We start from the raw sequence: 13,773 nt of genomic DNA, 5'->3' as shown, positions 1-13,773 counted from the left end.
GCATTATGATACCGTAATTTTAATAATATTATTAATGTGTATTTTAATTGGAGGCATTATAGCTCTTATAAATAACTAAAAACTTTTAAGGGACGGCAAAGCCGTCCCTTTTTATACCTTATTAATCTCTTTTGCAATTTTTATTGCCGTTGGGGTTGCTGCAAGCCCTCCAAGGGCTGTTTCTCTAAGCTCACTTGGAAGCATTTTCCCAACTTTATACATAGCACTAACTACCTCATCAAATGGTATTACGCTTTCAATCTCAGCAAGAGCCATATCAGCACTACTCATAGCATTTACAACACCCATTGCATTTCTTTTAGAACAAGGCACCTCTACAAGCCCTGCTACTGGATCACAAACAAGTCCTAATATGTTCTTTAAAGCAATCGCTGCAGCATTAAAAGCCATTTTAGGAGTACCTCCAAACATTTCAACAATTGCAGCTGCTGCCATCGCAGAGGCAGAACCACATTCAGCTTGGCATCCTCCTTCAGCACCAGATAATGTGGCATTTTTTGCAATAATCTGCCCAACACCCGATGCAGTTAAAAGAGCATCAATTAAAGTTTCTTCATCGGCATTAATAATTTCACCTGATGTAATTATAGCAGCTGGAACAATACCACAGGATCCTGCAGTAGGGCATGCTACTATTTTGCCCATGGCAGCATTAACTTCAGAACAGGATAGTGCCCTTGCAATAGCTTTGTTTATTATATCTCCGCACACTGTACTTCCTTTTTTCCTATAATCCTCAATTTTCTTTGCATTGCCACCTATAATCCCACTTACAGATTTTATAGGTACATCTATACCTGATTCTGCTGATTGCTTCATTACCTCTAAAGTATATTTAACTTTATTTCTTATTTCATCCTTACTTTTTTCAGAAATCTTACTTTCTTTCATTAATACAATATCACATATCCTACAGCTATATTTTTCTGTTAATTCAATTACATCCACAGCCGATTTAAACATACTAACCTCCATTAAAAAGCAAAAGTGCTTTATTATATAGCATCAATAAATTTAACTGAAAAAACTCCTTCAAGTTTTGATATTTCATCTATTATATTATAATTCACCTTATTATCTGTTTCTATTACAGCTGTTGCTATTTCTCCTTTACTTTCCCTATCAACTTTAAGTGTAGCAATATTAATATCCCCAAGAGCAATAGCAAAGCTAATTTTACTTATCATTCCCTTTTTATCCTTGTATTTTACTAAAAGTGTTGGATACTCACCTGTAAAATAAACTTTTTCACCGTCTATATTCACAACGGCTATACTTCCACCACCAATAGATGAACCAATAATATAGCTTGTTATATTACTATTAATAAACTCAATTTTTACTGTATTAGGATGTACCTCTCCCAAATCCGACTCAATAAAATTAATTTCTATATCCCTTTCCTTAGCAATATCAAAGGACTTTCTTATCCTCTCATCATCAGTATCCATTCCAAGTATTCCTGCAACTAATGCTCTATCAGTACCATGTCCTTTATATGTTTTTGCAAAGGAACCATGAAGATAAAAATTTACTTTTTTAAAATCTTCACCCATAATACACCTTGCCGCTCTTCCAAGCCTAACTGCTCCAGCTGTATGAGAACTTGATGGCCCTATCATAACAGGTCCTAAAATATCAAATACTCCAACATTTTTCATAGGCAACCTCATTTCTTATATTATTTACATAAATATTATAATATAAATAGTGATATATTACATCTGTAAACTACATATTTTATCATGGTATAAATTACCTATAAAAATTCTCTAACCGAAACTAACGTATAAAACCTACGAATTTTTAATCCGTAGGTTTTTTGTCCTTAAGATTACATATCTGCCTTATATACAAGCCTTCCCTCTATACTGCTCATTTCATATATTTTTTCAATATCATCGCTTACATACTTTAATACATCATCATCTAATAAAAATCTGACACTAATCCCACAGCTTGAGCTGAATTTTCTCGGAACAGGCATGATTTCAGCCTTTATGTTCTTTTCAAGTAAAAATCTTTGATATTTTATAGCACCGGATTGAGTAAAAAAAGTTGCAATGTACTCCATATTAACTACCTACTTACTTAATGTTAAAATGTATTCTCCATTTTTTTCTTCAACTTCAACTTTATAACCTGCATTCTTTCCAAACCTTTTTACATTTTCTCTTGCAGTTACATTATCTACAATAACCTTTACGCCCTGAGGACTATTTTCAACCCCTTTTTTAGTAAGAAGAACTGGCTCTGGGCAAGCCCTACCTCTTGCGTCAATTTCCATAAGTTTCAATTTTTCCATCCCCTTTCATTTTGATATTGACTGATTTATCAATATTCAAATATGCAATTGCAAAGGCAATTATAAAGCCAAGAATTACTGCAATCTTTCCATTTGGTGTTGGTCCCTTTGCTGATGCAGCAAGTTTAAAATTATGAGCAAAAGCAGCACCAACTACCATTCCCATTACTGTAATTACTGAATCAATGTTCCCTTCTCCAGAGAGTATTAACTGTCTTAATGGGCATCCACCAAGAAGAACAGATCCAAATCCAGCAAGAGCCATTCCAAGAAAATTCCATAATCCATCAGTATGTGCTACAGGCTGCCCTGCAAATCCAAACTTAAAATATCCAAAAGCTGCATTCCCAATAAATGCTGTAACAAATATAGCAATAAATCCTGAAATAAGATACCAATCCTTAAACATTATAAGATCTCTTATTCCTCCAACCATGCAAAGCCTTGTTCTTTGAGCAAATCCACCTACAATAAGTCCTGCAACTAAAGCAATAATAATTGGAGCATGCTGAGAACCAGGTCCAGTTTTGCTAAAGAATAAAATTCCAGTTGCAGTTCCTGCAATAACAAGTATAAGCAATACTACATTTACAAAAGGCAAAAGATACCCTTCATATCTGTTCAATGAATAGGTTCTCTTTAAAGTAAACCCCTTGTTTAAAAAAACGATTCCAAGTGCAATTCCAGCAATAAACCCGAAAAGACCAAACAATGCATTAAGATCTCCCCCTGCGAGTCTTAAAACCATTCTAAGAGGACAGCCTAAAAACATTAAAGCACCGATGATAACTATAAATCCAAGAACAAATCTTGTAAATGGTGATGAACCACCCCTTGCATTATACTCTTTTTTCCCAAGGGCCATTAAAAACGCACCAAGAACTATACCAATGATTTCTGGCCTTACATACTGAACTACTTCTGCTCTGTGTAGTCCTAATCCACCGGCAATATCCCTAATAAAGCACACAATACAAATTCCCATGTTTACGGGATTGCCAAAGTAAACAAGCATTACAGAAATAAGGCCTACTATGATTCCATTAATGATAATCCATTTTTTCTCCCCCATATTTTCATCCTCCTAATAAATAAATAAGTTTTGTTAAGTTATATGATATTTGAATTTCATCTCTCCTTTGAGTTATCTTATATATAGCGAAAAACAAAATACCTCCGAAGGAGAGATGAAATTATGTGCAAGTCATTGAATAAAATTTCATGTCCAAGATGCCATAGTCAAAATCTCTATCGCTTTGGGAAAGACAAAGCAGGTAATCAAAAATATCAATGTAAAGACTGTAGACGTCAGTTTACTCTTGAAGATTATAAGGGTAAGAAAAATCGTGTATTGAGAGGGTATCCTCGTTGTCCTGTTTGTGGTAGTGGTACTTATTTGCACCATGATTATGAGTACTATTCCCATTATACTTGCAACTCTAAAAAATGTGGTCATTCTATTTATGTTGCAAAACCTATTAATATACCCTCTGCATCTTGTGAATTAATTAAAGGAAAGACAGATTTTAAAAGAATGAGATTTCCATTATTTTTAATTCTTACTGCACTTAACCTCTATTATCTAAATGGTTCTTCAACAAGAAGAATATCTCAATTTTTTAAACTAACCTACAATGTCAAAGTTTCTCATGTAACTATTGCATCTTGGTGCAAAAAATTTGCTCCAATTTTTCTAAGTATAGCTAATAGACTTACTGAAAATCTTGATTTAAGTACATCTGATGAATGGCATGCCGACGAAACTGTCGTTTTTATTAATGGTAAAAAACATTATCTATGGTTAATTATCGATTCAGAAACCAGAATGGTTCTTGGTTTTAATTTATCTCCTTCAAGAGATGCTTCTCAAGCTTTTTCCTTGTTTAAATCTGCAAGTAAGTTTGGATGTCCATCGGCTATTGTGACCGATAGATTAGGCTCATATAATCTTGCTACTAAAACTATTTTTAACACTTCAAAACACATAAAAGTTCAATCATTTAAAGATGATATATCCAACAACTTGCTAGAAGCTTTTAATGATACATTTAAAGACTGGTATAAACGTAAAAGAGGTTTTAAATCATTTGAAAGTGCAAACACTCTAATAGCAATGTTTATTTTCCATTATAATTTTTTAAGACCTCACTATTCTTTAAACAATCTAACTCCTGCACAAGTTGCTGGTATTTTAGTTGATGAAAAAAATATTAATAACTGGCTTCTGTCTGCTTAATTCTCAAATAAACCATATATTCATAACATACCTACATTTTAAGTTTTAAGTAGGTGCCTTCGGCATGCCTTTTTTTGATAAATCCAGTATTATCAAATTTTATTAATTCAGATTACATAAAAAAACTGTGTAATTTTGTGTAATTATACGTGTAGCTACGCTATTTTTTCATATTTACTTAACACAATCAATAAATATTTCATAATTAAATTATATAATTTTTATACTGCGTTTAATTATTCATAATATAAATAATTTTCTTTCAATATATTTATCTTTTCTATATAGTCGAAACACTATAAGCCTATCTTAAATTTAAATAATAATTCCCTTATAAGCATAAAATAAAGAGGCTTAGATCTTAATTAAAATCCGCCTCTAAACAAAATCTATTCAAATTGTGTTTTATATAATTCATAGTATATACCTTTTCTTGCCATAAGCTCAGTATGTGTACCTTCCTCTTCTATTCCATTTTCAGTTAGAACTATTATCCTCTTTGCATTTTTTATTGTTGCAAGCCTATGGGCAATAATAAAAGTTGTACGTCCCTTTGACAGCTGCTCTATAGATTTTTGAATTATAAGCTCACTCTGGTTATCAAGGGATGATGTTGCTTCATCAAGTATTAATATAGGTGGGTTTTTCAAAAACATTCTTGCTATTGAAATTCTCTGCTTCTGCCCTCCTGAAAGTTTAACCCCTCTCTCCCCAATATATGTATCATAATCATCTTCAAGTTCCATAATAAACTCATGGGCATTTGCAGCCTTTGCAGCCCAAATAATCTCCTCCTCTGTTGCGTTAAGTTTACCATAGGCTATATTATCTCTTATTGTTCCTGCAAATAAAAAAACATCCTGCTGTACTATACCGATATTTTGCCTTAAAGATTTTATTTTTATATCTTTTATATCAATACCATCAATATATATATTGCCACTATCTACATCATAAAACCTTGGGATTAGGCTGCAAAGAGTAGTTTTTCCAACTCCTGATGGGCCAACTATTGCAATGCTTTCTCCTTCATTAACAGTCAAATTTATATCCCTAAGTACAGTGGTTTTATTGTTATAGCTAAAACTTACATTTTTAAACTCAACTTTTCCTTTAACATCCTTTAATTCAATTGCATCTTCTTTATCAAATATATCTGGCTTTATGTTAATTATTTCATAAAACCTTTTAAATCCAGCCATACCTCTTTGATACTCCTCAACAAATTGTGCTAACCTTTTTACTGGCTGAAGAAACTGACCTATATATATAAGATAGGCAACTAAATCCCCTACTTTTATCTCACCTTTAGCAACAAAATATCCTCCCGCTATAAGTGCAAGGAGTGTTGATAAATTTGAAAAAAAGTTTATTCCTCCATGAAGTATTCCTATATATTTTACTGATTTTGTCCTAAGGCATTTAAACTCATTGTTGTTTTCATCAAACCTGTCTATTTCATATTCTTCGTTTGTAAAGGATTTCACAACTCTTATTCCCGAGAGCGTGTCCTCCAATCTGCTGTTTACATTTGCAATGCTTTCTCTAATTTTTCTGAAATTTTTTCTCATTTTTGAATTATATATTACTGTAAAGTAGACCATAAAAGGTATAATAGTAAAGACTATTAAAGTTAATTTTATATTAATATTTAAAAGCAGAAAAAAAGAACCTAAAATCATCAGTGTTGAAATAAAAATATCCTCTGGCCCATGATGAGCAAGTTCTGATATCTCATTTAAATCATTTACTATCCTTGACATTATTTGCCCGGTTTTTGTATTATCAAAATATCTTATAGGTAATGTTTGAATATGGGTAAACATATCCTTTCTCATATCATATTCCATTCTAACCCCTAAAACATGGCCATAATATCCTACTACATACTCAAAAATCATTCTAAAAATATATAATATGAGCAAGATAAGTCCTATTTTAAAAATAAGTAGTACATTTTTAGAAGGAATAATATTGTTTATAAGCTGTCTTGTAATCATAGGATATATTAAATCAGTTGCGGATATTAAAACTGCACAGACCATATCAAGTATAAAAAGTCCCGTATGAGTCCTATAATAGCTAATAAACTTTTTTATCATATCATCACCTCTTTATCATTTTAAGATATTAATATTAGTAGTGCAATAATTATAAATTAAGGAATATTATGCTTATTTAAATTAAAAGCCTGAAAATATGTTAAATCCAATATAAAAAAACGGCTTTAACATATTTACAGGCTTTATATTTTATTCTATCTTGCATTTGCAGGTTCTATATTTATCTTGTTTCCATTTATTTCATTATCCTTCATTATTCTTATTACTTCCCTTGCATATTCCTTTGGAACCTCAACAAAAGTATATTTATCATATACATCAATAGTTCCAATGAGTTTACCTGGAAGTCCTGTTTCACCAGCAATTGCTCCAACTATATTCTTTGGAGTTATATTATTTCTTCTGCCCACATTAATAAAAAGCCTTGCCATTCCAGGTGCTCCTCCTGTGTTTTCAAAATCAAAATCATCTTCATCATTTAAAGGCCTTTCATCTTTTTTTACAAGCATCTTTAAAAGTGCAGCACATACATCTAAAGAATTATATTCTTCATCAAGAAGCTTTTCAGCTATATTTGTATATTTCTCTATTCCGCCTTCTTCTATAGTAGCTTTTATTTTTTCTATTAGAGCATTATTTTTAATCTCCTCTACATCTCCTATTGTAGGTATTTCCTTTCTCATAATTTTTGTTTTAGTATACCTTTGTATATCCTTTAATTTATAAAAATCCTTTCCAGATACAAATGTAAAAGCCCTACCTGTTTTACCAGCTCTTGCAGTTCTTCCTATTCTATGAACATAATACTCTTCATCCTGTGGCATATCAAAATTAAAAACCATGTCAATATTCTCAACATCAATCCCTCTTGCTGCCACATCAGTCGCGACAAGTATTTCAGTTATACCCTTTCTAAGCTTTGACATAACCTTATCTCTTTGAGATTGCTTCATATCACCATGAAGTCCATCAGCTGCATATCCTCTTGATTGCAATTCCTCTACAAGCTCATCTACCTTTCTCTTTGTATTACAAAATATTATAGCCTGATATGGATTATATACATCTATAATCCTTGATAAAGCATCGATTTTATTTTTCTCCTTAACTTCAAAATAATATTGCTCAATATTTGGTACTGTAAGTTCCTTGTGGATTACTTTAACTAGCTCAGGATTTTTTTGATATTTTTCTGTAAGTTCAAGAATTGCCTTTGGCATAGTAGCTGAAAATAACAGCGTCTGCCTCTCTTTGGGAGCATTTTTTAAAATAAACTCTATGTCATCTCTAAAACCCATGTCCAGCATTTCATCGGCTTCATCAAGAACAAATATCTTAACTTTATCAAGGCTAATTGTTTTTCTATTTATATGGTCCATAACACGGCCTGGTGTTCCAACTATTATTTGTACTCCCTTTTTTAAAGCTTTTATTTGCCTCTCTATTGATTGACCACCATACACAGGAAGTATTTGAATTCCCTTTTTGTATTTTGACAGCTTTTTTATTTCTTCTGCAACCTGAATCGCAAGTTCTCTTGTAGGGCATAAAATTACAGCTTGAAGATATTTATCCTGAGTATTAATAATATCTATCACAGGCATTCCAAAGGCTGCTGTTTTCCCTGTGCCTGTTTGTGCTTGCCCTATAACATCTTTACCACTTAAAATTACTGGTATAGCTTGTTTTTGTATAGGAGATGGTTCTTCAAATCCCATATCTTCAACAGCTTTTAATATTTCCTTAGATAAACCTAAATCATCAAACATTTTCTCCATATTTTAACCTCCTTATTAATTATATTATTTGTATATAAAAGAATTATTATATCACTTTTAACTATAACATATCTCATAAAAATATTTCAGATTGACGACAAACCTTTTTGTGTTAAGAACTTTGCAAGAGCCCAATTTATAATTTTGTTGTTCTTTTATTCATATTATGGTATAATTATCAAAATCATAAGTATATTTACAAAATCATTTTTTAATATCTTATATTCTAGGAGGATATTAATGGATAATAAAAGAGCAGAATATATAGACTCAATAAACAGAATTGTTATAAAAGTAGGCACCTCAACTTTAACACACGAAAATGGAAGACTTAATATAAGCAGCATAGAAAGCATTGTAAGGCAAATTGCAGATCTTATTAATAGAGGAAAAGAAGTAATACTTGTAACCTCTGGTGCTATTGGTGCTGGAATAGGAAGATTAGGTTTAAAAACAAAACCTAAAACAATACCCGAAAAACAAGCTGCAGCAGCAGTTGGCCAAGGAATACTTATGCATATATATGAAAAGCTTTTTGCAGAATATGGTCAAATAGTTGCTCAGGTACTTTTAACACGAGAAGATATGTCCCATAGAATTAGATTTTTAAATGCAAGGAATACTTTATTTGCATTGCTTGATAATAACGTAATACCTATAATTAATGAAAATGATGCTATTGTAACTGAGGAAATTAAATTTGGAGACAATGACACATTATCAGCATGTGTTGCAAGCCTTGTAGAAGCAGATCTTCTAATTTTGTTATCTGACATTGATGGCTTTTATGATTCTGACCCACATATTAATCCCAATGCAAAACTTATTAGCTGGATAGATAAAATTACCCCGGAAATAGAAGCAGCAGCAGGAGGTGCAGGAAGCCACCTTGGGACAGGAGGTATGGCAACTAAAATAAAAGCTGCTAAAATTGCTGTTTCTGCGGGCACTTCAATGGTTATTGCAAACGGCTCAAACCCAAAAATAATTACTGATATTATTACCGGCAAAAATATAGGAACATGGTTTAAACCAAAGGAAAAGCCACTTCATGCAAGGCAAAGGTGGATTGCTTACAGTACAAAGATAAAAGGTAAAATTTATGTTGATGATGGTGCTGAAAAAGCAATAATTGTTAATAAGAAAAGCTTACTTCCAAGTGGAATAACTAAAATATCTGGTAAGTTCAGTGAAGGCCAGGTAGTTTCTATTTTAAATAGCAAGGATAAAGAAATAGCAAAGGGTATTGTAAATTACAGCTCTAATGAGATTGAACAGATTAAAGGATTAAATTCTTCCCAAATTGAAAACATTTTAGGACATAAAAACTACGACGAGGTAATACACAAGGATAATATGGTTATTTTAAGTCTATAAGGAGGATAAAAATGGATATATATAGCTATGTTGAAGAAAAAGGTTATTTGGCAAAAAAGGCATCTAAAGAGCTTAATAATATGCAGACAAATATTAAAAATAAAGCTCTTATAAATATGGCTCAAGCATTAAAAAATAATATTGATAAAATATTAACTGCAAATGAATTAGATATGGCTGAAGGAAAAAATAAAAACCTTTCAAGTTCCCTTCTTGACAGGCTACTTTTGAATGAAAAGAGAATAAACGACATGGCAGAAGGATTACTTCAAGTTGCAGCTTTACCTGATCCTGTTGGTGAAATTTTAAGAATGTGGAAAAGGCCAAATGGCCTTCAAATTGGACAAATTAGGGTTCCTATAGGAGTTATAGGCATAATATACGAAGCAAGGCCAAATGTTACCGTAGATGCAGCAGCTTTGTGCATAAAATCAGGGAATGCTGTTATTTTAAGAGGAGGATCAGAAGCAATTAATTCAAACAAAGCTATTACTGATATAATTTCAAGTGCAGCTTTTGAGGCAGGTCTTCCAAAAGGATGTATACAGCTTATTGAAACAACTGATAGGGAAGCTACAAGAATAATGATGAAAATGAATAAATACCTTGATCTTTTAATTCCAAGGGGAGGTGCTGGCCTAATTAAAACAGTTATAGAAAATTCAACTGTACCTGTTATTGAAACAGGTGTTGGAAATTGCCATGTATATATAGATAACGAAGCTGACATTAAAATGGCAGAGGATATAGTTATAAATGCCAAAACCCAAAGGCCAGGAGTTTGCAATGCTATGGAAACCTTACTTGTTCATAAAGATATAGCTGATAAAATCCTTCCAGATCTTTGTAAAAAACTAAATTCACTTGGGGTTGAAATTAGAGGTTGCAAAAAAACTAAAGAAATAGTTCCTTATGCCTTAGAAGCTACTGAAGAAGATTACTTTACTGAATTCTTAGACCTTATACTTGCCATTAAGGTTGTTGATTCATTAGATGAAGCTATAGAACATATATATAAATATGGAACTAAACATTCAGAAGCAATAGTTACTAAAAACTATTTCAACGCCCAGAGCTTTTTAAAAGAAGTTGATGCTGCTGCTGTATATGTTAATGCATCAACCCGCTTTACTGATGGATATGAATTTGGATTTGGTGCAGAAATAGGAATCAGCACACAAAAGATGCATGCAAGAGGTCCTATGGGGCTTAATGAGCTTACAACAACAAAATATATAATCTATGGGGATGGTCAGATAAGATAAAGAAGGTATAGATAATGCTAATGCATTATCTATACCTTCTTCTTATTCTATCAAACAGTGATATGTTTTTATCTTCAATATAAGGAATATCATACATATTTTCAGGAATTGTTATTATTCCAAGCTCCCTTATTGAATTCTTATAGTCTCTAAACTCTAATATCTTTCTTTTACCATCAATACCTATAACTTCTACCCATAAAAAGCTTGGATATTCATTAAATATTTCATCAGCATCATCAATCTTTTTTACTATTTTATTGTTTACTTTTATTATTATTTCCCCTGGTCTTATTCCCATACTCTCTGCTGGAGATAAAGGAATAGTATCAAGAACTACTATACCCTCATCACTTTTTTTGTAAAGAGGCTCTCCATTTTTTTCCCTATACCTTTCAAATAGTATAAGCCCTTCATGAGCAAGAGGAGCAAATAATGCTGCAACATAGTTAAAAATATAAAACTTTGTTGCCAAATAAGAAAGTACAAGAAGTATTAAACTAAAAGCTGAAAGACCAATCGATGTTCTTTTTACCTTATTTTCAACAGTTGTTGTAACTGCAAAATCAGAATAACCAAGCATTGCAATAAGCGGAGTTGCCATGAAAATAGCATCTTTTGCTAAATCACCAAGTTGAGGTGATTTTATAAGAGGCCACCAATTAGGGTTGCTAAAACATCAGATAGATTCGATATACCGCTACCCATGAAAAAATACAAGATAATTGGTATAATCCAAAACCTTTGCATAATAAATGCCCCTACTATTTCATCATCCTGCTTCATAAAAACAGGAGTAGCCCCTCTATTACCATCAAGCCACATTAATATAGACTCCATAAAATGCATTATTGCAACAATTGCCATAAGAGCAGGAACATCAAAATTCAAAGCATTATATATATTGCTAACAAGGCTACCTTCTACAATTATCCCCTTTGATGAAAGTGCAGAAAGAATTAAAACAATTATGCTTAATATCCCTCCTGAATAGGACAGGCAAACATATCTTGGGCTTATAAGCATCAATAAAAGGGATAAAAGTATTAAATAGTTTAACCCATTTGCCTTATAAAACGTAACTCCAAAGGTTGTCATAATAATCGAGCCAACAAGCCCTGCTATAATGCCAAAAAGAACAGACGTAGTAACAAGTTCTTTAGTATCCTGTTTAGTTTTACCACCATATATATTCTGTTGAAGAGTAATAAACTTTTTATATTGCCCTATAATTATAAAAAGAAATATCCATGAAATAGGATCTAAAAGAAAAGTCAAAACAGCATTTGCATAACTTTTAAAGGCAAAGTATATTAGTTTAAAAATATCCATAATAACCTCCCTTTAAGGACTTTAAATAAACCTCCCTACATCTTCGATTTTATAACTTGTATAGCCTTTTGTAGCTGAATATCCTCTTCCAACTTTAATTCCTTATATTTATCCTTCTCAGGTAATGTAAGTATTATATCGGGAGTAATGCCTTTGCCTTGTATACACTCTCCTGAAGGAGTATAGTATCTTGCAATAGTTATCTTAATTCCTGTTCCATCACGCAAATCAATTAAATCCTGAACAAGCCCCTTACCAAAAGTCTTTGTACCAATTAAAGTCCCTGCCTTATAATCCCTTACAGCACCAGATACTATCTCCGATGCACTTGCTGTTCCTTCATTTACAAGTAATGCAAGTGGTATATTTATCTTATTCTCATCTGATGTCCACTCTTCTCTTTGATTTTTGTTATCTATAGTATAAACTATTGTGCCTTCTCCAACTAACCTATCAGCAACTTTAACGCACTCTGTTAGAAGACCTCCTGGATTATCCCTAAGATCAAGTACTAATCCTTTAATCTTTTTATCTAAAAGTGAATCAAGTGCTTTATTAAAATCATTTCCTGTAGTTTCTGTAAATTGTGTAATCCTGATATAGCCTATATTATTATTTAAAATCTTGCTCTTTACAGTTTTAAATACTATCTTCTCAGTTATAAGATTAAATTCTTTATTTCCAACACCACTTCTATATATAATTAAATTTATTTTCTTCCCTTCCTTGCCTGTCATCATAGATACTGCCTTATTCATATCATCAGCAGTCATTTCTTGCCCATTTATTTTTAATATAATATCCCCTGACTTTATACCAGCTCTTTGAGCTGGTCCATCTTCTATAGGAGATACAACCATTATCCTTCCGTCCTTTGGCTCTATATAAACTCCTATTCCTGCATAAGAGCCTTTAGTTTGTGTAGTCCACTCTTTAAATTCCTTCTCATCCATATATTCTGTGTATATGTCAGTTGCATTTGAAACCATTCCCCTTAAAGCCCCATCAACCATTTTCTGCATGTCAATTTTATCAACATATCTATCCATAACTAAGTTCTTAACTGTTATCATTTTTCCAAACTTTTTCAAAAAGTCATATTCCTGTCCAGTTACTAGCTTCATTCCTCCAATCATAGGAATAGGTGCAAATACTAATAAGGACACAGTTATAAGGTTTGTTACAATAATTGCTATGACAGCATTTTTTAGCGATACATTTTTTTTCACACTAACACCCCAAATCAAAATTCATCTCTTGTTATTTTACTGTAATTCTTTGTACATTATAACATTTAAAGCTTATTATTTTAATAAAATTTTAAGCTTAAGCAAAACAAAAGCTATATTATTATTTATAGTTATTTTAATTTTAATACTATAACCTTAAAAAAGCA

Annotated in this window: 13 protein-coding genes; 3 read left to right on the top strand and 10 right to left on the bottom strand. The window is 31.9% G+C overall.

What is annotated here, in order from left to right:
• Positions 1-111 precede the first annotated feature (111 nt).
• The 5 genes from sdaAA to yedE form a co-directional block, all read right to left on the bottom strand.
• A complete protein-coding gene (gene sdaAA / locus FDN13_RS12510) occupies positions 112-984 on the bottom strand; it encodes an L-serine ammonia-lyase, iron-sulfur-dependent, subunit alpha (protein ID WP_138980697.1) in 873 nt (290 codons plus the stop codon).
• A 32-nt stretch (positions 985-1,016) separates the two neighbouring features.
• Positions 1,017-1,682, bottom strand: coding sequence for an L-serine ammonia-lyase, iron-sulfur-dependent subunit beta (gene sdaAB, locus FDN13_RS12505; protein ID WP_138980696.1), 666 nt, complete (start codon positions 1,680-1,682; stop codon positions 1,017-1,019).
• Positions 1,683-1,855: 173 nt separating this feature from the next.
• Positions 1,856-2,095, bottom strand: a complete 240-nt coding sequence (locus tag FDN13_RS12500; RefSeq protein ID WP_138980695.1) for a DUF3343 domain-containing protein — start codon at positions 2,093-2,095, stop codon at positions 1,856-1,858.
• A gap of 9 nt (positions 2,096-2,104) precedes the next feature.
• Positions 2,105-2,308, bottom strand: coding sequence for a sulfurtransferase TusA family protein (locus FDN13_RS12495; RefSeq protein WP_138981105.1), 204 nt, complete (start codon positions 2,306-2,308; stop codon positions 2,105-2,107).
• Complete coding sequence (gene yedE, locus FDN13_RS12490) at positions 2,298-3,398, bottom strand: YedE family putative selenium transporter (protein WP_138980694.1); 1,101 nt, start codon at positions 3,396-3,398, stop codon at positions 2,298-2,300. The genes FDN13_RS12495 and yedE overlap by 11 nt, the downstream gene beginning before the upstream one ends.
• A 123-nt stretch (positions 3,399-3,521) precedes the next feature.
• Between yedE and FDN13_RS12485 the strand changes: the two genes are divergently transcribed.
• Entirely contained in the window at positions 3,522-4,562 is a 1,041-nt protein-coding gene (locus tag FDN13_RS12485) for an IS6 family transposase (protein ID WP_138980196.1), read from the top strand.
• A gap of 389 nt (positions 4,563-4,951) precedes the next feature.
• Here FDN13_RS12485 and FDN13_RS12480 read toward each other — a convergent pair whose 3' ends face one another.
• Together FDN13_RS12480 and FDN13_RS12475 are read right to left on the bottom strand one after the other, a co-directional pair.
• Positions 4,952-6,664 (bottom strand): ABC transporter ATP-binding protein, encoded by a 1,713-nt coding sequence (locus FDN13_RS12480; protein WP_138980693.1) that lies wholly within the window; start codon positions 6,662-6,664, stop codon positions 4,952-4,954.
• Between the two features lie 155 nt (positions 6,665-6,819).
• Entirely contained in the window at positions 6,820-8,403 is a 1,584-nt protein-coding gene (locus FDN13_RS12475) for a DEAD/DEAH box helicase (protein ID WP_138980692.1), read from the bottom strand.
• A gap of 240 nt (positions 8,404-8,643) precedes the next feature.
• On the opposite strand from FDN13_RS12475, the gene proB reads away from it, so the two are divergent.
• Both proB and FDN13_RS12465 read left to right on the top strand, forming a co-directional pair.
• The gene (gene proB, locus FDN13_RS12470) at positions 8,644-9,780 is read left to right on the top strand and encodes a glutamate 5-kinase (protein WP_138980691.1); all 1,137 of its coding nucleotides are present in this window, start codon (positions 8,644-8,646) and stop codon (positions 9,778-9,780) included.
• Positions 9,781-9,791: 11 nt separating this feature from the next.
• Positions 9,792-11,045, top strand: coding sequence for a glutamate-5-semialdehyde dehydrogenase (locus FDN13_RS12465; protein WP_138980690.1), 1,254 nt, complete (start codon positions 9,792-9,794; stop codon positions 11,043-11,045).
• Positions 11,046-11,070: 25 nt separating this feature from the next.
• Here the strand turns inward: FDN13_RS12465 and FDN13_RS12460 are convergent, their stop codons facing one another.
• The 3 genes from FDN13_RS12460 to FDN13_RS12450 are packed head-to-tail and all read right to left on the bottom strand — an operon-like array spanning position 11,071 to position 13,606.
• Entirely contained in the window at positions 11,071-11,649 is a 579-nt protein-coding gene (locus tag FDN13_RS12460; RefSeq protein ID WP_138980689.1) for a PDZ domain-containing protein, read from the bottom strand.
• Between the two features lie 41 nt (positions 11,650-11,690).
• Entirely contained in the window at positions 11,691-12,377 is a 687-nt protein-coding gene (locus tag FDN13_RS12455) for a hypothetical protein (RefSeq protein WP_138980688.1), read from the bottom strand.
• 35 nt (positions 12,378-12,412) lie between these two features.
• Positions 12,413-13,606 carry a S41 family peptidase gene (locus tag FDN13_RS12450; RefSeq protein ID WP_138980687.1) on the bottom strand — a complete coding sequence of 398 codons (1,194 nt, stop codon included), beginning with the start codon at positions 13,604-13,606 and terminating at the stop codon, positions 12,413-12,415.
• Positions 13,607-13,773 lie beyond the last annotated feature (167 nt).

It is taken from the genome of Caloramator sp. E03 (genome assembly GCF_006016075.1).
Classification (GTDB): Bacteria; Bacillota; Clostridia; order Clostridiales; family Caloramatoraceae; genus Caloramator_B.
The sequence above is the reverse complement of the archived record's forward strand: the minus strand, read 5'-3'. Positions and strand labels throughout refer to the sequence as shown.

What these genes read in the sequence shown, in the direction of transcription:
- sdaAA (WP_138980697.1), bottom strand. Translation starts at nt 984, where the DNA reads ATGTTTAAATCGGCTGTGGATGTAATTGAATTAACAGAAAAATATAGC.
- sdaAB (WP_138980696.1), bottom strand. Translation starts at nt 1,682, where the DNA reads ATGAAAAATGTTGGAGTATTTGATATTTTAGGACCTGTTATGATAGGG.
- FDN13_RS12500 (WP_138980695.1), bottom strand. Translation starts at nt 2,095, where the DNA reads ATGGAGTACATTGCAACTTTTTTTACTCAATCCGGTGCTATAAAATAT.
- FDN13_RS12495 (WP_138981105.1), bottom strand. Translation starts at nt 2,308, where the DNA reads ATGGAAATTGACGCAAGAGGTAGGGCTTGCCCAGAGCCAGTTCTTCTT.
- yedE (WP_138980694.1), bottom strand. Translation starts at nt 3,398, where the DNA reads ATGGGGGAGAAAAAATGGATTATCATTAATGGAATCATAGTAGGCCTT.
- FDN13_RS12485 (WP_138980196.1), top strand. Translation starts at nt 3,522, where the DNA reads ATGTGCAAGTCATTGAATAAAATTTCATGTCCAAGATGCCATAGTCAA.
- FDN13_RS12480 (WP_138980693.1), bottom strand. Translation starts at nt 6,664, where the DNA reads ATGATAAAAAAGTTTATTAGCTATTATAGGACTCATACGGGACTTTTT.
- FDN13_RS12475 (WP_138980692.1), bottom strand. Translation starts at nt 8,403, where the DNA reads ATGGAGAAAATGTTTGATGATTTAGGTTTATCTAAGGAAATATTAAAA.
- proB (WP_138980691.1), top strand. Translation starts at nt 8,644, where the DNA reads ATGGATAATAAAAGAGCAGAATATATAGACTCAATAAACAGAATTGTT.
- FDN13_RS12465 (WP_138980690.1), top strand. Translation starts at nt 9,792, where the DNA reads ATGGATATATATAGCTATGTTGAAGAAAAAGGTTATTTGGCAAAAAAG.
- FDN13_RS12460 (WP_138980689.1), bottom strand. Translation starts at nt 11,649, where the DNA reads ATGGCAACTCCGCTTATTGCAATGCTTGGTTATTCTGATTTTGCAGTT.
- FDN13_RS12455 (WP_138980688.1), bottom strand. Translation starts at nt 12,377, where the DNA reads ATGGATATTTTTAAACTAATATACTTTGCCTTTAAAAGTTATGCAAAT.